Source organism: Cytobacillus sp. QJM3NY_8, assembly GCF_056173585.1.
In genome coordinates, this window is the sequence record NZ_CM149681.1 from 1,670,745 (window position 1) to 1,692,357 (window position 21,613).

Sequence of the window (21,613 nt, forward strand, 5' to 3'; positions counted from 1 at the left end):
CGCAATCATCATATCCTTATGGTAAAATTAGTCCGATAGATGGAAATTTTCAAAATTTTACTTTACATCTTACCATTTACGTTATATCATTTGTGACTATATTTTCAATCTTTTTTTTAAGCAGGTGAACAATTTGGTAAATTATCCGCAATCAGATCTTTTGAAAAGTCTGCCTAAACAGTTTTTTGCATCTTTGACAGCCAAAGTGGGGAGAAAACTCCAACAAGGGCATGATGTCATCAATCTTGGACAGGGCAATCCTGACATGCCTACACCAGAGCATATTGTCAAGAGTCTTCAAAGTGCAGCCGATAATCCGCAAAACCATAAATATTCCCCTTTCCAGGGCTTCCCGTATTTAAAAAAGGCAGCTGCTGACTTTTATAAAAGGGAATTTAATGTTGAATTGGATCCTGAAACCGAAATAGCCATCCTTTTTGGTGGTAAAGCCGGACTGGTTGAAATCCCTCAATGCCTTTTAAACCCTGGGGACAGCGTATTGGTTCCGGACCCGGGATATCCTGATTATTGGTCAGGTGTTGCACTTGCCAAAGCAAAAATGGTGACAATGTCTCTAAGAGAAGAAAATAACTTCCTGCCAGTATACAGTGAATTGTCAGCAGACCAGCTTAATGCAGCAAAACTGATGTTCCTTAATTATCCAAATAATCCCACTGGAGCAGTGGCAAACAAGGACTTTTTTCAAGAAACAGTTGATTTGAGCAGAAGCCATGGTATTTGCATCGTCCATGATTTTGCATATGGAGGAATTGGCTTTGACGGCATAAAGCCTGAAAGCTTTCTTCAGGCAGAAGGGGCAAAAGAGGTCGGAATTGAAATTTATACACTTTCAAAAACATTTAATATGGCAGGCTGGAGAGTTGGATTTGCAGCTGGAAATGCAAGTGTCATCGCAGCACTGAACCTTATGCAGGATCATCTATACGTCAGCTTGTTTGGTGCTGTTCAGGAAGCTGCAGCAGCTGCTCTGTCAGGACCACAGGATTGTGTTAAAGAATTGAATTCCATATACGAATCCAGACGTAATACATTCATCTCTGGCCTCAGGGAAATCGGCTGGAATGTTCAAGCTCCTAAAGGCTCTTTTTTTGCATGGCTCAAGGTCCCTGAACAATTTACATCGGAAGAGTTTGCTGACTATCTCTTGGATAAAGCGCATATTGCGGTTGCACCAGGCATCGGATTTGGTGATTTTGGAGAAGGGTATGTGAGAGCGGGTTTACTGACATCTGAGGAGAGACTTAAAGAAGCAGTGGGCAGAATAAAAAAATTAAATTTATTTTAAATTTTTCTCATAATTCAATTGACAAAAATATTAAGCACTGTCATAATTCTAATTAAATTTTAATTCTAAATTAACTGAATACTCGTTTCGTTTTCTTATCAAGAGCAGGCGGAGGGACTAGCCCTATGAAGCCCGGCAACCGACTTATACATGAGCACGGTGCTAAATCTTGCAGCTTATAGCTGAAAGATAAGAAGATGTTAGATTGCTATCCTAACCTCTTCTTATTTGAAGAGGTTTTTTATTGTTTTCATTCTTTGATTTTTGAAAGGAAGAATATACATGAGTGAAATTATTGCAACGTATCTGGTTCATGATGAAAAACATAACCCGGAGAAAAAGGCCGAGGAGATCGCTTTAGGCTTAACGGTCGGGTCATGGACCCATTTGCCGGAACTAGAAAAACAGCAGCTGGAAAAGCATAAAGGCAGGGTCGTTTCTGTTGAAGACTATACTAAAGATGAAGAAAAAAAGGAAACAGCCGCAGTCATTAAGATTGCCTATCCAACTGTTAATTTCAGTCCTGATTTACCGGCAATATTAACAACAGTCTTTGGAAAACTATCATTGGATGGAAAGATTAAATTGTTAGATTTACAGTTTTCCAATGAACTTAAAAGCTTTTTTCCTGGGCCACGATTCGGGATTGACGGACTGAGGGAAAAACTGAATGTATATGATAGACCCCTTCTGATGAGCATCTTCAAAGGGGTGCTGGGCAAAGACATGGATTTTTTAACTTCGCAGCTGAGGGAACAGGCCCTTGGCGGCATCGACCTTGTAAAAGATGATGAAATTCTATTTGAAAACCGCCTTACACCTTTTGAAGCCCGGATAACCGAAGGCAAAGAAGTGCTAAGGCAGGTTTATGAGGAAACAGGCCACCGTACCCTATATGCTGTGAATTTAACAGGCAGGTCTTTTGATTTAAAAGATAAGGCAAGGAAAGCATCCAGACTTGGTGCAGATCTTCTTCTCTTCAACGTATTCTCGTATGGGCTCGATGTTTTGCAGTCATTAAGAGAAGATGATGAGATAGGGCTGCCTATCATGGCACATCCTGCAGTTAGTGGAGCTCTTTCTGCTTCAAGTGTTTATGGGATTTCCTATCCTTTGCTTTTAGGCAAACTCCTCAGGTATGCAGGCGCAGACTTGTCTCTATTCCCTTCACCTTATGGATCGGTTGCCCTTGAAAAAACTCTGGCCTTATCAATTGGGGATACCCTGACTAGGAATGATTTCTGCAAAAGAACCTTTCCGGTTCCATCAGCCGGCATCCATCCGGGTCTTGTACCTTTGCTTTTCGAAGACTTCGGAATAGACAGTGTAATTAATGCCGGAGGTGGCGTACATGGGCATCCGGATGGGGCAAGAGGAGGCGGTTTGGCATTCCGCCAGGCGATAGATTTAATTTTAAATGGGGCTTCTTTAACAGATGCTCCATCAAACTTCCCTGAATTAAAAAAAGCGATTGATCTGTGGGGGTACAAAGAGGTGGCTGTAAAGAATGGCTAAAGTGGCGGTATTTTGTGATTTTGATGGAACTATTACCGAAAACGATAACATCATTCATATCATGAAGCACTTTGCTCCTTCTCAATGGGAGGGGTTAAAAAATCAAGTTCTGGGACAGGAAATTACCATTCAAGAAGGAGTAGGAAAGATGTTTTCCCTTCTGCCAAGCAGTCTGAAAGATGCTATCACCGATTTCATCTTAGAAAATGCAAGAGTAAGAGAGGGATTTCAGCCATTTATCGATTATCTGGAAAAAGAAAAAATACCGCTTTATATAGTCAGCGGAGGAATAGATTTTTTTGTGGCTCCTGTACTGGATAAGTATGGACCCTTTGAAGAGGTGTTCTGCAATAGTTCTGATTTTAGCGGCGATACAATTAATATCTTATGGCCCCATAGCTGCGATGAAAAATGCAATAAGAATTGCGGCTGCTGCAAGCCTTCTATTATGAGGAAACTGGTGGATGAGAACACCTTTAAAGTGGTGATCGGAGATTCAGTAACCGATCTGGAGGCTGCCAAACAGGCAGACTTTGTCATTGCCAGAGATCTGCTCCTGGAGAAAAGCAAAGAGATGAACCTAAATCATTCTGCCTTTGAAACATTCTATGATTGCATTGAGCTTTTAAAAAGATTAAATGAGGTGAGGGTATGAGCAGAGTTGGGGAAAAATGGAATGAGCTTGCAGATATTAAGGAAGAGCTTGCAGAAAGGGACTGGTTTATGGGAACAAGCGGAAATCTGGCCATTAAGGTCAGCTCACATCCCCTTCAATTCCTCGTAACAGCAAGCGGAAAGGATAAAAGGAAACGCACTGATGAAGACTTTCTCCTTGTTGATGAATATGGACACCCGGCAGGGGAAACACATTTAAAGCCTTCTGCTGAAACACTTCTGCATTCTGAGATATATCGAAGAACGAAAGCTGAATGCAGTCTTCATGTACATACTATTGACAATAATGTCATTTCAGAAATTTATGGTGATCAGGCGGCGGTTACATTTAAAGGGCAAGAGCTGATTAAAGCATTTGATAAGTGGGAGGAAGATGCTGTTCTCGAGATTCCGATTATTCCGAATCATGCGCATATTCCAACGCTGGCAAAGTGTTTTTCTTCCCATGTACATGAAGATTCAGGTGCCGTCTTGATAAGAAATCATGGAATTACAGTATGGGGCAGAACCTCCTTTGAGGCTAAAAAGATCCTTGAGGCTTCAGAGTTTCTGTTCCGTTATCAGTTAAGGCTCCTGGCATATAAGCCCGATCAGCTAATTAAAGTAGTTTAATATATGAACTGCTGTTATTAAATCATGCGAGAAAAAAATTATAATAGAGAGGAATGATTAGATTGGCATATATCGTACTGAAAAATTCAAAAAAAGAAATTAGGAATCAGGAAGAGGTTGCTGCTTTTCTGGAAAAGCAGGAGGTTATCTATGAGCAATGGGCAATAGATAAATTGCCTGAAAATCTGCAGGAAAAATATTTACTTTCCGATGATGAGAAACAAGAAATTCTGGCTGCATTTGCTGAAGAAATTAAGGATATTTCTGATCGAAGAGGATATAAGGCACAGGATGTAATTTCCCTTTCAGAGAATACGCCGAATTTAGAACAGCTTCTTCAGAATTTCCAGCAGGAGCATCATCATACAGATGATGAGGTGAGATTTATTGTCAGCGGTCATGGAGTCTTTGCTATACAAGGAAAAGATGGAGAGTTCTTTGAAGTATTCCTGAATCCTGGCGATTTAATATCCGTACCCGAAAACATCCGTCATTATTTTACTCTTCAGGAGGATCGAAAAGTAGTAGCCATCCGGATTTTTGTTACCGCAGAAGGATGGGTGCCAATTTATGAAAAAAAGGAAGTTCATCAATAATTTAATGACCCACCCATTGCCCCCGGCATTGGGTTTTTATTTTCCTGCTATAACAATTGGATATTTTTTTAACATATTATGGTCTTGCGATTTTTTTATCAAATCCCGTTGATGCCACATAATAAATTTAGCAGAATGTGTCGAAACCCCATGAGGGCGAATTGAAATTGATGTCGATAAAAATAAATTCGGAAAAAGATTGTCTAATATTGCGAATCTATTTACATTTATAGAAATTCTTGTAATAATGCTTCAAGTAGACACATTTATATCGGATAAAGGGATAGGAGTAGGAGGAAGAAAGTTGCGCTATAAAAGAATACAGCTGCTGACTGAAATTCAGCAAAAAAGGGAAACAATGATAGAAACGGCCAAGAAAAATGGAATGGCGAGCCAGGAAACGGTTCGCTGCAGCCAGGAACTTGATCAATTAATTTTTGAATATCAATGCGTCGTTAAAAGAGAGAAGGAACAAAAGAAAAGAATGAGGATTTCCTTCCGGGAAATGATTCTCTTATGGAAGAAAGCTGTTGTATAATTTTAAAATTCCAAGCACATAGATTGAACATATAATAGGGAAGAAAAAAAAGGATCCGTTGAGGATTCTTTTTTTTAGTTGGCGCCAGTTCTCGCTTTTCTTAGTAATGAACTGCACAATTCTTATTAATTCTTCATAGCAGTACTATGCATGTATCGAGAATCATATCGTAATACAAAGCTTTTTTATCTATCTCTTAAAGCGAACTATACTTATAGAAGCTTTAAGTTTAGAGGGGGGAAAGTAAAAAATGCACATAGTAGTGTGTGTCAAGCAAGTGCCTGATACAAAAATTATTAAAATCAATCCCAAAACCAACACTCTTGACCGGCGCAGTGCACCTGCCATTTTAAATCCTTATGATGCCCATGCAGTACAGGAAGCAGTGAAAATAACAAAGACCATAGGAAAAGGCACCATTTCGGTTTTATCCATGGGACCTCCACAGGCTGTTGCTGTTATTAAGAAAAGCATCGAAATAGGAGCAGACCGCGGCTTTTTAATCTCAGACCGTGCATTTGCCGGCGCAGATACACTGGCAACAAGCTATGCTCTGTCTAAAGCATTGGAGCGTATTTCAAAAGATATGCCTGTGGATTTAATCATATGCGGAAAACATGCCATTGATGGAGATACCGGCCAGGTGGGACCAGGAATAGCAAGAAGGCTGGATATTCCGCCTGTTACAAATGTTATAGAGGTATCCGAACTTAATGAAGGTGAAAAAACGATACTGATCAAAAGGAAAATTACAAACGGATATGAATTAATACAAGCTCAAGTCCCTTGCCTGCTGACCGTTGAAAAAGAGATTAATAGCATAGAATACTCCCCTATGCCAAACATGATAAAAGCTGCCAGGTATGAGCCGGTTATCTGGTCTGTAAATGATCTTGAGGAAGTAGATCGTACACAGCTCGGGTTGAAAGGGTCTCCTACGATAGTGGGAAAAATGTTTACTCCTCCCAAGCCGGAAGGCGGAAAGAGGCTTGAAGGGAATGCGGAAGAACAGGTTAAGCAGCTGATGGAGCTGCTTAATGATAAGAAAGAGCTGTTTGTAAGCCGATAATGGGAATAATTAGGGGGGATTTACATGATGGATGAGTACCGGGGAGTGTGGGTATTCATAGAACAAAATGATGGGAAAATAGAAGGGGTTTCCCTTGAATTGCTCGGTGCAGGCAGAAAGCTGGCAGATAAGCTGGATGTGCCTCTTTCCGGTGTTCTGCTTGGATATGAAATAAAGTCTTTATGCCAGGAAGTGATCGCTTATGGAGCTGATCAGGTATATGTTATTGACCATGAAGTGATGAAAGATTATCGGACGGAGTCTTATATGAAGGCAGTAATCAATCTTGCAGAAAAGTATAAACCTGAGATATTTCTCTATGGGGCCACTTCCAATGGTAAAGATTTGGCCAGTGCTGTTGCTACAGATCTTAGCACTGGATTGACTGCTGATACAACCATGCTGGATGTCGAAGTGGATAAAAGGCTGCTTGAAGCTAGCCGCCCGGCGTTTGGGGGAAATATAATGGCAACCATCCTTTGTAAAAAGCACCGGCCGCAGATGGCTACTGTCCGTCCTAAGGTTATGAAAGCCCTGGAGCCAGATCCAGATAGACAGGGCGAGGTTATAGAAGAAGCGATTACCCTAAGTGAAGATGATATGCGCACAAAGGTAATTAAAATTGTGAAAGATGTCACAAAAAAAGTGAATTTAGCAGATGCGCATGTTGTTGTTGCGGGCGGAAAAGGAATGGGGGATTTTCAGAATTTCCAGCTGATCCATGACCTGGCTGATGCAATTGGAGCAACTGTAGGGGGCACAAGGGATGTAGTGGAGGCAGGATGGCTGCCGCATGAACAGCAGGTAGGGCAGACCGGAGAAACCATTACCCCAAAGGTCTATTTTGCTATTGGGATTTCAGGGGCAATCCAGCATGTCGTAGGCATGAAGAATTCAGAGTTCATTATTGCGATTAACAAGGATCCAGACGCACCTATATTTGATGTAGCAACCTACGGAATCGTGGGTGATGCACTTGAAATTGTGCCGAAGCTGATTAAAGAGTTAAAGGAAGCAAGGGAAAGAGGGGGTGAAATGAGTTATGTCTGAAAAGTTTGATGTCATCGTGGTGGGGGCAGGGCCTGCAGGAACTTCCTGTGCTTACACATGCGCCAAAAACGGTCTAAAAGTCCTTCAAATTGAAAGAGGAGAATATCCCGGCAGCAAAAATGTAATGGGTGGAGTTTTATACCGTAAGCAAATGGAGGAAATCATTCCAGAGTTTTGGAAAGAAGCACCGCTGGAGCGGCCTGTCGTAGAGCAGCGGTTTTGGATGATGGATAAAGAATCGACAGTGAGTTTTGGCTATAAAGGTCTTGAGTGGGGGAAGGAACCATATAATAATTTTACAGTACTCCGGGCGCCATTTGACCAATGGTTTGCAAAAAAAGGGGTTGAACAGGGCGTTCTATTAATAAATGAAACAGTCGTACTTGAGTGCCTGACTGAAAATGGAAAAGTGGTTGGTGTAAGAACTGACCGGCCGGATGGGGAGGTATATGCAGATGTAGTGGTTTTGGCAGATGGTGTAAATTCACTGCTGGCAAAACAGCTGGGCTACCATAAAGAATTTCGCCCTGATGAAGTGGCACTGACGGTAATGGAAGTCATTAATCTTTCTAAAGACAAAATTAATGACCGCTTTAACCTGGAAGACAACCAGGGCTGTACGATTGAAATATTCGGGGACTCCACGAAAGGCAATCTGGGAACTGCCTTTATTTACACAAATAAAGATAGTATTAATATTGGTGTGGGAACCACGCTGTCAAGTATGATTAAGGCGAAGCTTAAGCCTTATGACCTGCTGGATTATTTAAAAACACACCCTATGGTAAGACCCTTAATAGAAGGAGGAGAATCTGCCGAGTATCTGGCTCACTTGATTCCTGAAGGGGGCTACCATTCAGTGCCTAAAGTGGCTGGGGATGGTGTCCTTCTTGCAGGTGATGCTGCACAGCTGGTTAATGCCATACACCGCGAAGGCTCCAATATGGCAATGGCTTCCGGAACAATGGCTGCAGAAACCATCATTGATGCCAAAAAACGGGGTGACTTCAGCGAAACAAGCTTGAATCAGTACAGGGAAACACTTTATCAAAGCTTTATTATAAAAGACCTGGAAAAATATAAAGATGCAACTCACACGTTTGAACACTACCCTCAGTATTTTAAAGAATATGTTCCGATGCTTAACAGGGCAGCGAGCAAATTTTTTACAGTTGATGGAACTCCTAAGAAAGAAAAGCAAAAAGAAATTATGAAGAGCTTTACCAGTGAACGCGGGACCATTCGTGTGCTTCAAGACATGTACAGGGCATGGAAGGCGGTGAAATAATGTCAACGAAAACGATCGAAGAAAAGCAATATTTAGTTCGTTTTAAGGCAGACACCAAATCACATCTTACCGTATTGGATCATGATATCTGTATGACAAAATGCCCCGATAAAATATGCACTATTTTCTGCCCGGCTGAGGTGTATAAGTGGGAAGGATTGAGAATGCAGGTGGGTTATGAAGGATGCCATGAGTGCGGCAGCTGCAGGATTGGATGCCCATATCAGAATATTAAATGGGAATACCCAAAAGGCGGCCATGGTATAGTATTTAGGCTTGCATAAAGTTAACCCCTATTTCATACAAAAACCGGCCGCATTTGGCCGGTTTGAAAAGGGGGGTAATGAAAAAGGTTTTATCTTTCGGTACATTTATATTATAGATAAGAAATATTAACAAACTGTTAACAACATATATCAAAACTATTAATCCTGCAGCATACATATCATTCTGTTTTTTTTATTATAAATTACCGCGTTAAAGCTTTTAAGTAATAGTACTTTAGTATCTTAATTTTTTAGGCAGGATTTGTTAAACTAAATGTGGTCGGACTATTATAGTTGACCCCCTATAATCTGGAGAGCTTAGAGAAGTCTAGGCTCTTTTTTTGATCTGAATTAAGAATTCACTTTTTTAGGATTTTGTTTAAAAGTAGAAATTACCTATATGTATGTTATTTCACATTCGAGGGTAAAAAAGAGTAACGCATAGGGGAATGGATTTTGAGGTTAGCTGATTTTCTCTTGTCTCTTTAAAAAATTGAACTGGGAGTCCTTTACATTGGCTTCAAGTTCTTTAGCATGTTCAAAAGCTTTATGGATGCATTCGTACAGAGATGAAGAATAAAGCGCCTTATTCCATATAAAACTTCCTTCTGAATTGGATGGATATAAGGTTACTTTCCAGAGGTAATATTCTTTTTCCTGTTCCTTAAGCTGTCCTTCCAGAGCAATTAGCCAATGGGTTTGCCCGGCCGGAAGGAAAGTATCAGCTCCATTTGCAGGAATAAGGCATTTTTGATAAAAATCAAAGTAGTTTGGCAGATGCATATTTAATCCCTCCTAACATTTTACAGGGTATTTAGCTGCGCCAAAGAGAGCTAATATCTTACCTTTATTATATGGCAAAAAAGAAGAAGATTGCACACAATTATTAAAATTTTTAGAAAATTTTAATAAAAATAATCTATATCCTTTATAAAAAGGAGGGACGCCCCCTCCTCCTTACCTATTTATTCCATTCTGAAACAGTTTCATCCGGTGGGAGTAATAATGTCAGCAACCCCAGTACAGGAAGAAAACCGGTAAATATGATCATATTTACCAGACCAACGGTGTCCGCTATATAGCCCAGAGCGATTGAGCCTATTGCCCCCATACCAAAAGCCAGACCCACTGTAAGTCCCGCCATAGTGCCGATTTTGCCGGGAACTAATTCCTGAGCGTATACTACCGTCACCGAAAAGCTTGACATCAATATGAATCCGCTTGCCACCAGCATTATAAATGCAATAGGAGATGGAACGAAAGGGATCATGGCGGATAGCGGAACAGTCAGGATCATGGACAGAAAAATAATTCTTTTCTTTCCAAACCGATCTGCGAGCGGCCCGCCAAAAAATGTGCCCAATGCACCTGATACTAAAAATGCAAATAAGAAGAGCTGCGCCTGACTAATGGAGAAAGAGTATTTTTCTATCGCATAAAAGGCATAGAAATTTGTCATACCCGAAATATACCATGAACGGGCAAATATCAAAAAGAGAACCAGGATCAGTGCACTCCATATTTTTTTTGATATCCTTTTATTATTATGGCCACCAGCTTGTTTTTTTGCTCTGCCGGCAATCAATTCCTCCTGAAGGCGTCCAGTATACCAAAACGCTATATAAATCAGCAGCCCGACTGCAATAGCAGCAACTGCAGTAAACCAGGCAGCACCCATTTGACCTAGCGGAACAAGAATAAGGGCCGTAATGATAGGAGCAAGTGCCTGTCCAGTGTTTCCCCCTACCTGATAGATTGATTGGGCCAGACCTCTGCGCTGGCCAGCTGCCATATAAGCAACCCTAGATCCTTCCGGGTGGAATACAGCTGAACCGAGACCAATGAACAATACTGATATAATAATCCATTTATAATCCGGGGCAAAAGCCAATCCTAATATGCCAAATAAAGTTGAAGTCAGACCGATTGGCAAGGCGAAAGGGAACGGCTTTTTATCAGTGGCCATTCCAACTACCGGCTGCATGATTGAAGACACGATATTAAGTGAAAAGGCAATCATACCCAGCTGTGAGTATGAAAGCCCCATAGATTTTTCTAAAATGGGAAACATGGCTGGAATGACAGATTGAATAGAGTCATTTAATAGGTGGCAAAGGCCAATAATGAATAAGATCCGATAGGCCGTTTTTTGATGTGGCTCATATCTTGGACTGACTGAAGCAGCGGTAGTACTCATGGTATAGTCTCCTTTTTCACTGAACATTTCGTAAAACTAAATATAGTTTACCTTATTCATTAGCCTTTCAAAATAGTTATTTTGGAAATCTATTAAATATTATATAATTTACATTATTCAGATTAAATAAGAGGGCAGGGAAGCCAATGGAAAAAGCAGTTGATGCTTTAATGACGGACGATATTCTCACTAATTTCCTTAGAATCTATTCTTTAAATATAGGAAATTATAAAAAGCTGGGTGACTTTGAAAACTATGTTTATGAGGTTTATAAAGATGAAAAAGCATATATTTTGAGGATTACCCACTCATCTCACCGCATGCTTGAGGAGCTTTTATCAGAAGCAGACTGGATGAGTTATCTGAAATCGAAGAGTTTAAAGGTTCCAGAAGTTTTTCCATCACAGAATGGGAATTTGGTTGAGCGGTTAACAGCTGGGGACGATTCTGCCTTTTACGCCTGCCTGTTTTCAAAAGCAGAGGGAAAACCAATAAGTGTTCGGGCACCGGAATTCAATAAGGAGTTATTTCATGCGTGGGGAAGTGCGGTAGGGAAAATGCATGCAGCCACTAAATCATATATGCCATCAGCTGGAATTGTACCGCGGATGCAATGGGATGACGAAGAATTGCTTAAAGTTGAGAAATATATACCTGAAGAGGATCAATTGGTCATTAAGCATACAGAAGATTTGTTGAATCTGCTTCAAAATTTGCCAAAACATATAAACAATTATGGCCTTATTCATACTGATCTCCATTCCGGAAACTTCTTTTATGATGGGAAAGATATACAAGTATTTGATTTCGATGACTGCTGCTATCATTGGTTTGCATCAGATATAGCCATACCGCTGTATTACTCACTTTTATATAAGTTTAAAGAGGCGGATCAAGCGGAAATGGAAATATTCGGCAAGCAATTCCTTGACTCCTTTTTGGATGGCTATCGGCTGGAAAATGAAATTCCCGAAGATTTGGGAAGGCAGCTGCCCTTATTTCTGAGACTGAGAGATATCACACTTTATTCTGTCCTGCATAAAAAAATCGCACCTGAGGAAAGGAATTCGCAGCTATTATTTATGATGGAGACGATCAAGAAAAGAATTGAAAGAAATGCTCCAATCTATGTGAGTTAAAAAAAGAAGGTGCCTCCGAGCGAGCACCTTCCTTCTTTTATGCGTCGTTTTTGATGGGCAGAAAAATATCTACATGCGTTCCTTTAGTTTCTTTGCTTGTAATAAAAATTTCACCGCCGAAAGAATGCAGAATGCGCCTGCAGACTACGAGGCCAAGGCCCGTGCCCGTTTCCTTTGAAGTGTAGAATGGATGGAAAATCTTTTCAATTTCATCTTCAGAGATGCCTGAACCTGTGTCCGCAATTTTAAGCTGACACTTAGAATGCATTTTATTTAGTTTAATTGTCAGCTTTCCTCCGCCCTCCATCGATTCAAAAGCGTTTTTCGTTAAATTCAGGATAACCTGTTTCATCTGGTCTTTCGTACATTCGACCATGACAGGTTCATCTGAAATAGCAGATTCAAAAGTGACATTGTGTAAATTGGCTTCGGAGAATATCAACGGTTCCAATTCCTTTATGATGTTTCTCAAATCCAGGGTTTCCATCTTTTGAGCTGCAGGTTTACCCAGAATTAAAAATTCACTTACAATTTCATTAATTCTGCTGATCTCATCATTTATAACTGAAAAGTAATACTGGTCATGTGTATTCGTATATTTTTCACTTAATAGCTGTATAAGACCTTTTATTCCTGTTAAAGGGTTCCTGATTTCATGGGCTGTGCTGGCAGCCAGAGTACCCACCAGTTCCAGTTTTTGGAGCTCATTTTCCTTTTTTTCCTCTTCATTCTGCTTTTTAAGCCTTAAATACTTAATAAAGAGAAATAGAATATGGCTTATAATCATTAATACAAGGATAGCCTTAAAAGCATCTTTGACAATTGCCAGCATATCTCTTGGCGGCAATTCTACTTTTACACTCCAGGGAAGCCTGTCAATTGGAATTGAGATGCTATTCTGGCTGGAAAATGATGAGTCACCATTCATGTTGATATCCATAATCGTTTCCCTTTCAGAATTAAGGACAGAAAGTCTTGCTTCTGGAGTAAGAAGTCTCATGATATTTTGTACGTAATCCACCCTCATATGTGCCACAATAATAGAGATTACATCTCCATTGTCATTGAACACGGGTTTTCCTATCCCAACGACTGTTTGCCCATTGGTTAGTGTTTCAGGGGAGTTAGAGATTACAATATCTTTCGTGCGCGAAACCTCTTTAAGATATTTCTTATTAGATAAATCGGAGTTCGCTAAGAATTGATTGGACCCTGTAAGAACCTTTCCGCTGGGATTAAGAAGGTAAATTCCGCCATATCGCGGATCCAGCTGATTGGCTTTTTGGAGCAGAGGCTCCAGTTTATCAGAGGGAGTGTCAGCACTTCCAGCAGTCAGTGATAACATATCAAGTGTGGTCACAGTTTCGGAAATAAACTGGTCCCAGCTTCTTTGGTGTATGGAGCCAATCCATTTTGCTTCTTCCAGCCTTTCCTCATCATTTTGTTTAACAGAGTCCATAAAGAAAAAGATGCTGCCGGCCAAAGTGGGAATAATTACTGCGATTAAATATAGTAGTAAATTTCGTTTTCGACTTTTCATCAGGTTAACTCCAGCATAATTAGGTTAATTTATTCATATCTAACTGACATTATCAATATTATACCATTTTGTGTTAAAAGAGGTTTATTTCTAACAAAGGAATGATATTTTATATGTAAGGAGGGGTTTGATGAAATCAGAAGTTTTTCTCACGGTTTTGGCTACAAGTGATGTCCATGGACATGTTTATCCATATTATTATGGAACTGGTGAGCATGCTGGTCATGGGCTGGGCAAGCTTGCAGCAATAATAAAGAAAGAAAAGGAACAATCTGAGATCTCTATACTTATTGATAACGGGGATCTGATCCAGGGAACTCCTCTAACTTATTATTATTCCAGATACTTAAATAACCAAAAAAATCCCATGATTCAAATATTAAATGAACTTGAATACGATGCAGCTGTAATCGGAAACCATGAATTCAACTATGGAAAGAACACACTTGCAAGAGCTGTCAGTGAATCCAATTTCCCATGGCTGTCAGCCAATATATTATTTAATTCAACAAAAGAAACGTATTTCGGGCTTCCCTATAAAATAAAATCCTTCCCAAATGGCTTGAAAGCAGCAGTTATAGGTGTTACAACCCAGTATATTCCCAATTGGGAGAAAAGGCAGCATATTGAACATCTTGTTTTTGAATCTGCGGTGATCAGCTTAAAAAGGTGGGTTTCATATATTCAGGAGGAAGAAAAGCCGGATGTGATTATTGTCTCTTATCATGGCGGCTTTGAAAAGGATATCAGAACTGGTGAAGAGACGGAAGAACAAACAGGAGAAAATGAAGCATACCGGATCTGTACAGAAGTTCCTGGAATCGATGTTCTGATTACCGGGCATCAGCACCGTTTTATTGAAGGAGAACAAGTAAATGGTGTGGCTGTTGTTCAGCCGGGATTTAATGGTCAAGCGCTTGCAAAGGTCACCGTTAAATTCAGAAAGAAACATAATGATTGGCTGATTGATGATAAACACTCTGCGTTAATCTATCCCGACGGAATACCGTCTGATAATGAGGTTCTGCAGCTGGCTGGGTATTATGAATCCAAAACCCAGAAATGGCTGGATACGGAGATCGGTGAAATTGATGGTGATATGCTGATTGATGATATATTTGAGGCACGTACAGGGGAGCATCCGCTGATTGAATTCATTAATAAAGTGCAGATGGAAGCCTCAGGTGCTGATATTTCCTGCACTGCCTTATTTCATGAGGGGGCACCAGGATTCAAGTCTAAAGTAACGATGAGAGAAATTGTTTCTAACTATATTTATCCAAATTCATTATGTGTCCTCAGAGTTGCAGGAAAGGACATTAAAGATGCTTTGGAGCGGTCTGCAGCTTATTTTGAATTGAACAGTGACGGAAAAATTATAGTGAATCCTGATTTTTCAAATCCAAAGCCACAGCATTATAATTACGATATGTGGGAAGGTATTGAGTATAAAATAGATGTTTCACGACAAAAGGGCAGCCGGATTACAAAGGTTTTGTATAAAGGGCATCCAATCAGGGAAGATGACGAGTATCATGTAGTAATGAACAATTACCGCGCTGCAGGCGGGGGAGGCTACAACATGTTCAAGGATAAGCCAGTGGTGAAAGAGATTTTAACCGATATGACCGAATTGATTGCAGACTATTTTTGGGAAAAGAAAAAGGTAATTCCAACTCTTAATCACAATTGGGAGGTTGTTTCGGGCAAATGATCCGGATGTGTTAAATTGACAGCTTTCTTCCTGTTTTCTATAATGATTGAGAATTGAATTTATGTATACGCTACTAATTAAAAGGAAAAGGGATTGGATAAAATGGGGTCTGAACAAATTGACCAATCGTTGAAATTGTTTATTGTCCTGTCCAGGGCATATAGGGCAATAAATGAAAATGTAAATAAACTAATACAAACATATGGAGTGAATCCAACTGAATTTGCTGTTCTGGAACTGCTATACCATAAGGGTGACCAGCCTTTGCAGCAAATCGGCGGGAAAATACTATTGGCCAGCGGAAGCATCACTTATGTAGTGGACAAGCTTGAGCAGAAAGGCTTGTTGAAAAGGGTCGCATGCCCTAATGACAGAAGAGTTACCTTTGCGCAAATAACAGATAAGGGAAAAGACTTTATCGAAAACATATTCCCTGACCATGAAAAGCATATCCATTCTTTAATGTCCGAGCTTACTCCAGAAGAAAAAGGAACAGCCATTGAGTTATTAAAGAAGCTTGGACTATCTATCTCCAATGATAAAAATAGCTTACAATAACTAAAACAGCCTTGACCGGCTGTTTTTTATTTTGTGCTTTATAGATATGTTCAGGGGAGGAATTAACCAAATATTGTCGAAATAGTTTAGTGGTTTAATTAAAATCGATTTACATATACACGAGGGGGCAATAATGTGAGATTTGAAGACTATACATACGTTCGTCCGGATCTTGATACAGTACAGGGGAAATTCGAAGCAGCGCTTGAGAAATTTGAAAACGCAGCTTCTGCAGACCAGCAAAATCAAGCTATGAAAGAAATTAATGATATTCGCAATGATGTCGGCACTATGTTCAACCTTTGTTATATCCGTCATTCAGTCGATACGAATGATGAATTTTACAAAGCAGAGCAGGATTATATGGATGAGATTCAGCCTGAAGTAGAAGGGTTTGTTACAAAGTATTATCAGGCTTTGGTTAATTCCAGGTTCAGGGCAGAGCTCGAAGAAAAATGGGGGAATCAGCTTTTTGCACTTGCGGAAGCCCAATTGAAGGTGTTCTCGCCAGAGATTGTTCCGCTTTTGCAAAAAGAAAATAAGCTCTCATCAGAGTATACTAAGTTAATTGCTTCAGCCAAAATTCATTTTGAAGGTGAAGAACGCACTCTTGCCCAATTGGAGCCATTTACTGAATCTACAGATCGGGAAATGCGCAAAAAAGCAAGCGAGGCACGCTTTGGTTTCCTGGCAGATAATGAGAAAGAGCTGGACCGTATTTATGATGAGCTTGTCAAGGTTAGAACAGTGATTGCCCATAAACTTGGATATTCGAATTTTGTTGAACTGGCTTATTTCCGTATGTATCGAACTGATTATAACGCCGAAATGGTTGCAAATTTCCGCAAGCAGGTGAAGGATTTCATCGTCCCAATCGCCACAAGGCTAAAGGAACGGCAAAGAGAGAGGATTGGCGTTGACAAGCTGAAATTTTACGATGAAGGATTTGAATTTAAAACAGGAAATGCTGTACCCAAAGGCAATCCTGAATGGATTATTGAAAACGGACAAAAAATGTATGATGAGCTTTCCAGAGAAACCAGTGAATTTTTCTCTTATATGAGAGAAAATAATCTTATGGACCTGGTGGCCAAAAAGGGAAAAGCAGGGGGCGGCTATTGCACTTATATTGAGAACTATAAATCCCCATTCATTTTCTCAAACTTCAATGGGACGTCAGGAGATATTGATGTTCTTACTCATGAAGCAGGCCATGCATTCCAGGTGTATTCAAGCAGTCATTATGAGATACCTGAATATAACTGGCCAACTTATGAAGCTGCAGAAATTCATTCCATGAGTATGGAATTTTTCACATGGCCATGGATGGAGGGCTTCTTTAAAGATGATACTGAGAAATACAAGTTTTCCCATTTGAGTGGAGGACTGCTATTCTTGCCTTATGGCGTATCAGTTGATGAATTCCAGCATTGGGTATATGAAAACCCGGATGCATCACCTCAGGAAAGAAAACAGGCTTGGAGAGAAATTGAGAAGAAATACTTGCCGCATAAAGATTATGATGGCAATGAGTATTTGGAGAACGGCGGATTCTGGCAGCGGCAGGGCCATATCTACAATTCACCTTTCTATTATATCGATTATACATTGGCACAGATCTGTGCATTCCAATTCTGGAAACGGTCCCGGGAGAATCAGGAAGCAGCATGGAAAGATTATTTGAAACTGTGCCAGCTTGGCGGCAGCAAACCTTTTACCGGACTGGTAAAAGAAGCTGGGTTGATTTCTCCTTTTGAAGAGGGATGTGTCGAGTCAGTTATCGGGGAAATTGAGAATTGGCTGAATTCAGTGGATGATAAAAGTTTATAAACAAATAAAAAAGAGCCGGAAGTTTGAACTGTGCCCCGATTTACGGACAGTTTAAAAAGCGCCTATGCGGCTAGTAAATGGCCCCGGTATTGCTCCGGGGTCATTTTATTTAAGCCCCATTGATAACGATGCTGGTTATATTCCTCAATCACTCGATCCACTTCTTTTCTAACATCTCCTAAATTATCTAATGATTTATACTCTGCTAAATCCTTAAAGTGCCCAAAGAAACTTTCCATTGGTGCGTTATCCCAACAGTTTCCCTTTCGGGACATCGATTGTATTAAGCCAAGTTCTTTTACTTTGCTTTGGAATTGGGGATGGGTATAGTGGAAACCTTGGTCAGAGTGCAGTATGGCTTCTGGATGAAAATGGTCGCCGACAGCTTGTTTTAACTTTTTAAGCGTCTTATATACAATATCCATTTCTAACGAAGTGGATAGATGATAAGCGACAATTTCTTTGGTAGCTCCATCTTTTACGCAGGATAAATATGCTTTTTGTCCCTTTCCGAAATAGAGATAAGTAATGTCAGTAAGCAGGACTTTTCCTGGTTCTTCTTGATTAAATTCTCGGTTAAGGAGGTTGGGACAAGATCGATGCTCATGGGTTGCCTTAGCCATTTTACGATAAGGATTGGCTTTCCTTACTTTTGTTACAAGATTATATTTTGCCATCAGACGCCTAATCTTTTTGTGGTTCATTACCGATGAATAATCATTCTCCATAATCATTTTGATCTGGAGGACACCTACTTTTTCTTTTTTACTTATGAATATTTCTCGAATTAACTCTATATCCAATTGATCCTTCTCGTCACGTTGTGCCCGTAATTGTGCTGCCTTCAGCCAATCATAGTAGCCACTTCGACTTACGCCTGCCAGTTCACACAGGTAGGAAACAGATTTTTTCAACTGATATGTTCTGATGGTTTTCTCAATTAAAGAAAACTTCTCAGCTGCCGTTAGAATCGTTTCTTCATCAACGCCTGCCTTTCTAGTTCTTCCAGCTTTTTTAAGAAGTCATTCTCTGCCTCAAGGAATTTAATCCTTGCCTCAGCCTTCCTTAGTTTCTCCTCAATGGAAAGTTGTTTAGAAGAAGGACGTTCAGTGCTCCCTTTACCTCGACGTTCCGTAAGGAAACCTTCCTCCCCGAACCTTTCGAATGTTTCTCTCCAACGCTTAAGACAACGTTTTGGCTGTTCCTTGCCAATCATCTCGAGATCAAAGCCTTGTTCAATAAAGATTTGCGATGGTGTTTTCCCACTTTTGTACTCCGCCACTGCTTTTATCTTAAATTCAGAACTATAGGAGATTGACCTCTCAGAAGCCCTCAAAACATTAGGATTCTTTTCAAGCTCTTTCATTTGGAATTCATTATAGATATTCTTACTCATAAAAAATCCTCCGCCTTATTCATTAAAACTATTGAAACACAAAAAACCCCAGAAAGGGGCACTTTTTTATCAGTGTCCACTATCTAGGGTATAGTTCAATTATTTAATTCCGGCTCTTTTCGTTCTTTTTAGCGGATGGGTTTAATAACAATTGCTTCGTCTTCGAGATCGGCCTGTAATTGGCTATTTCCGCCATGATCAATGATGAAATCAGCAATCTTGTCTTCAAGTTCATCCTGGATGATCCTTCTTAATGGCCGTGCGCCAAAAGCAGGATGATATCCTTCTGCTGCTAATTTCTCCTTGGCTTCCTGGGTAACAGTCAATTTTATATCCTGCTCATTTAATGTTTCCTGAAGGTCATTGAGCATTAAGTCGACAATTTTCAATAAATGCTCTTTTTCCAAAGCTTTAAATTCAATAATGCTATCAAAACGGTTCAGGAATTCAGGCTTAAAGAAGCTGCCGAGTGATTCAAGAATGTTTGACTCCATGACGGCGTCAGCTGTGCCAAATCCAACATGGATTTCCTTTTGCCCAGCTCCTGCATTGCTGGTCATGATAATGACTGTATCTTTAAAGCTGACAGTGCGGCCTTGGCTATCTGTCAGGCGTCCATCCTCCAGTATTTGAAGGAACATGTGCTGTACATCCGGATGTGCTTTTTCTATCTCATCAAGCAGAATGATGCTGTACGGGTTTCTGCGCACCTTCTCAGTAAGCTGTCCGGCTTCTTCATGACCCACATATCCTGGAGGGGAACCGATAATTTTTGATACGCTGTGTTTTTCCATATATTCACTCATATCAAGCCTTATCATGCTTTCTTTTGAGCCGAATAGCTCTTGGGCAAGTGTTTTGGTTAACTCAGTCTTTCCGACCCCAGTTGGCCCGACAAATAGAAATGATCCAATTGGGCGGTCCTTTGATTTAAGTCCTGCACGGCTTCGGCGAATTGCCTTTGAAACTTTTTGCACGGCTTCCGCCTGTCCGATTACTTTTTCAGCAAGGCTTTCCTCAAGGTTCTGCATTTTTTCCTGTTCATCTTCTGCTAATTTGCCGACAGGAATCCCGGTTTTCTTTTCGATAATCTCCTGAATATGGCTAACGTCAATAACTGGCCGTTCTGCCTTGTTGTCCCCGTTTAGTGCCTGCTGGAGTTTTAGTTCCTTTTCACGGAGTTTTGCAGCCTCTTCATATTTTTCTTCATTTAATACAAGTTCTTTCTGCCTGCTGATTTCTTTCAGCTGATTTTCAATATCATCTGCAGGTATATATCCTGATTGAAGATTCATTTTAGAACCTGCTTCATCCATTAAATCAATGGCTTTGTCAGGCAGGAACCGATCCTGAATATAGCGGCTTGACAGCTGCACACATGCCTTGATGGCATCTTCTGTAAAAGAAACATCATGATAGTCTTCATATTTTTGTTTCAGTCCAAACAGGATATTAATTGCCTCATCAGGTGTCGGCTCATCTACATGTACAGGCTGGAATCTGCGTTCTAGTGCAGGATCTTTTTCAATTTGGCGGTATTCTTTCAAAGTGGTTGCTCCGACCACTTGAAGCTCTCCTCTTGCAAGGGCTGGCTTCAGAATATTGCCTGCATCCATTGACCCCTCAGCTGATCCTGCTCCGACAAGAAGATGAATTTCATCTATAAAGAGAATAATGTTCTTCCGTGACTGAAGCTCAGAGATCAGCTGCTTCATGCGTTCCTCGAATTGGCCGCGGATGCCTGTGTTTGCAACCAGAGACGCCACATCAAGCAAATAGACTTCTTTATTTTGAAGTTTCTTTGGTGCATTTCCCTCGGCAATCTTAATGGCTAGCCCTTCGGCAATAGCTGTTTTTCCTACTCCTGGTTCACCGATTAAGACCGGATTATTTTTGCTTCTTCTATTTAATATTTCAATCACACGATATACTTCATCGTCCCGTCCGATGACTGGGTCGATTAAACCAGCTTTGGCAAGCTGTGTAAGATTTTGTCCGAATTGATCTATAAAACCGCCGTTGCCATGACTGTATCCCGGTGCTTCGTTTAGAGCATAGTTTTCATTCCCTTGGGATGCAGCCATTTTCTTGAAGAAATCCTCTAATGGCATTTGGCCAAAACCTGAAAAACCGCTCAAAGCAGGCCCAAAGGAAGTAAGGCTATTTTGCTTTTCATAACAGTTATGGCATAGGTGTAGATTACGCTCATTTCCATTCACATTCAGTCTTAATTGTACATTTGCTTGTTTTGTTTGACATTTTTGACAAAGCATTTTGCATCCCTCCATTAATAGTTTGGTCTGACTTTGACTATATTTGACCTA

At 40.3% G+C, this 21,613-nt stretch carries 19 protein-coding genes and 1 riboswitch; of the genes, 14 read left to right on the forward strand and 5 right to left on the reverse strand.

The annotated features are described in order from the left end of the window. Positions 1–133 precede the first annotated feature (133 nt). From AC0VZ9_RS08775 to AC0VZ9_RS08820, 10 genes are all read left to right on the forward strand, one after another. Entirely contained in the window at positions 134–1,306 is a 1,173-nt protein-coding gene (locus tag AC0VZ9_RS08775) for a pyridoxal phosphate-dependent aminotransferase (protein ID WP_019381634.1), read from the forward strand. A 92-nt stretch (positions 1,307–1,398) separates the two neighbouring features. Continuing rightward, a riboswitch (SAM riboswitch) is annotated at positions 1,399–1,502 on the forward strand. An 86-nt stretch (positions 1,503–1,588) separates the two neighbouring features. Further along, positions 1,589–2,821 carry a 2,3-diketo-5-methylthiopentyl-1-phosphate enolase gene (locus AC0VZ9_RS08780; protein ID WP_019381635.1) on the forward strand — a complete coding sequence of 411 codons (1,233 nt, stop codon included), beginning with the start codon at positions 1,589–1,591 and terminating at the stop codon, positions 2,819–2,821. Beyond that, positions 2,814–3,476, forward strand: a complete 663-nt coding sequence (locus tag AC0VZ9_RS08785) for a 2-hydroxy-3-keto-5-methylthiopentenyl-1-phosphate phosphatase (RefSeq protein ID WP_475397270.1) — start codon at positions 2,814–2,816, stop codon at positions 3,474–3,476. The genes AC0VZ9_RS08780 and AC0VZ9_RS08785 overlap by 8 nt, the downstream gene beginning before the upstream one ends. Further along, positions 3,473–4,108 carry a methylthioribulose 1-phosphate dehydratase gene (locus AC0VZ9_RS08790; RefSeq protein ID WP_009331057.1) on the forward strand — a complete coding sequence of 212 codons (636 nt, stop codon included), beginning with the start codon at positions 3,473–3,475 and terminating at the stop codon, positions 4,106–4,108. Before AC0VZ9_RS08785 ends, AC0VZ9_RS08790 begins: the two co-directional genes overlap by 4 nt. Positions 4,109–4,161: 53 nt before the next feature. Beyond that, a complete protein-coding gene (locus AC0VZ9_RS08795; RefSeq protein WP_475397271.1) occupies positions 4,162–4,704 on the forward strand; it encodes a 1,2-dihydroxy-3-keto-5-methylthiopentene dioxygenase in 543 nt (180 codons plus the stop codon). 304 nt (positions 4,705–5,008) lie between these two features. After that, the gene (locus AC0VZ9_RS08800; protein ID WP_009331053.1) at positions 5,009–5,242 is read left to right on the forward strand and encodes an aspartyl-phosphate phosphatase Spo0E family protein; all 234 of its coding nucleotides are present in this window, start codon (positions 5,009–5,011) and stop codon (positions 5,240–5,242) included. A 250-nt stretch (positions 5,243–5,492) separates the two neighbouring features. Continuing rightward, a complete protein-coding gene (locus AC0VZ9_RS08805) occupies positions 5,493–6,311 on the forward strand; it encodes an electron transfer flavoprotein subunit beta/FixA family protein (RefSeq protein ID WP_009331051.1) in 819 nt (272 codons plus the stop codon). Positions 6,312–6,335: 24 nt separating this feature from the next. After that, positions 6,336–7,361, forward strand: a complete 1,026-nt coding sequence (locus tag AC0VZ9_RS08810) for an electron transfer flavoprotein subunit alpha/FixB family protein (RefSeq protein WP_251157591.1) — start codon at positions 6,336–6,338, stop codon at positions 7,359–7,361. Further along, positions 7,354–8,649 (forward strand): FAD-dependent oxidoreductase, encoded by a 1,296-nt coding sequence (locus AC0VZ9_RS08815; protein WP_019381638.1) that lies wholly within the window; start codon positions 7,354–7,356, stop codon positions 8,647–8,649. Before AC0VZ9_RS08810 ends, AC0VZ9_RS08815 begins: the two co-directional genes overlap by 8 nt. Continuing rightward, entirely contained in the window at positions 8,649–8,933 is a 285-nt protein-coding gene (locus AC0VZ9_RS08820; RefSeq protein ID WP_019381639.1) for a ferredoxin family protein, read from the forward strand. Before AC0VZ9_RS08815 ends, AC0VZ9_RS08820 begins: the two co-directional genes overlap by 1 nt. A gap of 444 nt (positions 8,934–9,377) precedes the next feature. Here AC0VZ9_RS08820 and AC0VZ9_RS08825 read toward each other — a convergent pair whose 3' ends face one another. After that, complete coding sequence (locus AC0VZ9_RS08825) at positions 9,378–9,698, reverse strand: hypothetical protein (RefSeq protein WP_009331043.1); 321 nt, start codon at positions 9,696–9,698, stop codon at positions 9,378–9,380. Positions 9,699–9,876: 178 nt separating this feature from the next. Beyond that, positions 9,877–11,112, reverse strand: a complete 1,236-nt coding sequence (locus AC0VZ9_RS08830) for an MFS transporter (protein ID WP_009331042.1) — start codon at positions 11,110–11,112, stop codon at positions 9,877–9,879. Between the two features lie 146 nt (positions 11,113–11,258). Between AC0VZ9_RS08830 and AC0VZ9_RS08835 the strand changes: the two genes are divergently transcribed. Further along, on the forward strand, positions 11,259–12,251 hold the full coding sequence (locus AC0VZ9_RS08835; RefSeq protein WP_009331041.1) for a phosphotransferase enzyme family protein: 993 nt from the start codon (positions 11,259–11,261) through the stop codon (positions 12,249–12,251). A gap of 37 nt (positions 12,252–12,288) precedes the next feature. On the opposite strand, the gene AC0VZ9_RS08840 is transcribed toward AC0VZ9_RS08835, so the two are convergent. Further along, positions 12,289–13,791: a PAS domain-containing sensor histidine kinase gene (locus AC0VZ9_RS08840; RefSeq protein ID WP_009331040.1), complete on the reverse strand. Its 1,503-nt coding sequence runs from the start codon at positions 13,789–13,791 to the stop codon at positions 12,289–12,291. Between the two features lie 130 nt (positions 13,792–13,921). Here AC0VZ9_RS08840 and AC0VZ9_RS08845 point away from each other — a divergent pair, with 130 nt between their 5' ends. The 3 genes from AC0VZ9_RS08845 (at position 13,922) to AC0VZ9_RS08855 (ending at position 17,893) form a co-directional block, all read left to right on the forward strand. Then, entirely contained in the window at positions 13,922–15,505 is a 1,584-nt protein-coding gene (locus tag AC0VZ9_RS08845; protein ID WP_475397272.1) for a bifunctional metallophosphatase/5'-nucleotidase, read from the forward strand. Between the two features lie 102 nt (positions 15,506–15,607). After that, a complete protein-coding gene (locus tag AC0VZ9_RS08850; RefSeq protein WP_009331038.1) occupies positions 15,608–16,063 on the forward strand; it encodes a MarR family winged helix-turn-helix transcriptional regulator in 456 nt (151 codons plus the stop codon). 135 nt (positions 16,064–16,198) lie between these two features. Next, positions 16,199–17,893: a M3 family oligoendopeptidase gene (locus AC0VZ9_RS08855; protein ID WP_217028262.1), complete on the forward strand. Its 1,695-nt coding sequence runs from the start codon at positions 16,199–16,201 to the stop codon at positions 17,891–17,893. Positions 17,894–17,955: 62 nt separating this feature from the next. Here AC0VZ9_RS08855 and AC0VZ9_RS08860 read toward each other — a convergent pair. Together AC0VZ9_RS08860 and AC0VZ9_RS08865 are read right to left on the reverse strand one after the other, a co-directional pair. Then, positions 17,956–19,289 (reverse strand): IS3 family transposase gene (locus AC0VZ9_RS08860; protein ID WP_475397273.1). Its coding sequence is split into 2 segments (ribosomal slippage): positions 17,956–18,917 and positions 18,917–19,289, totalling 1,335 coding nucleotides; the frame shifts between segments, so codons are not numbered across the junction. Positions 19,290–19,417: 128 nt separating this feature from the next. Then, entirely contained in the window at positions 19,418–21,562 is a 2,145-nt protein-coding gene (locus AC0VZ9_RS08865) for an ATP-dependent Clp protease ATP-binding subunit (protein WP_009331033.1), read from the reverse strand. Between the last annotated feature and the right edge of the window lie 51 nt (positions 21,563–21,613).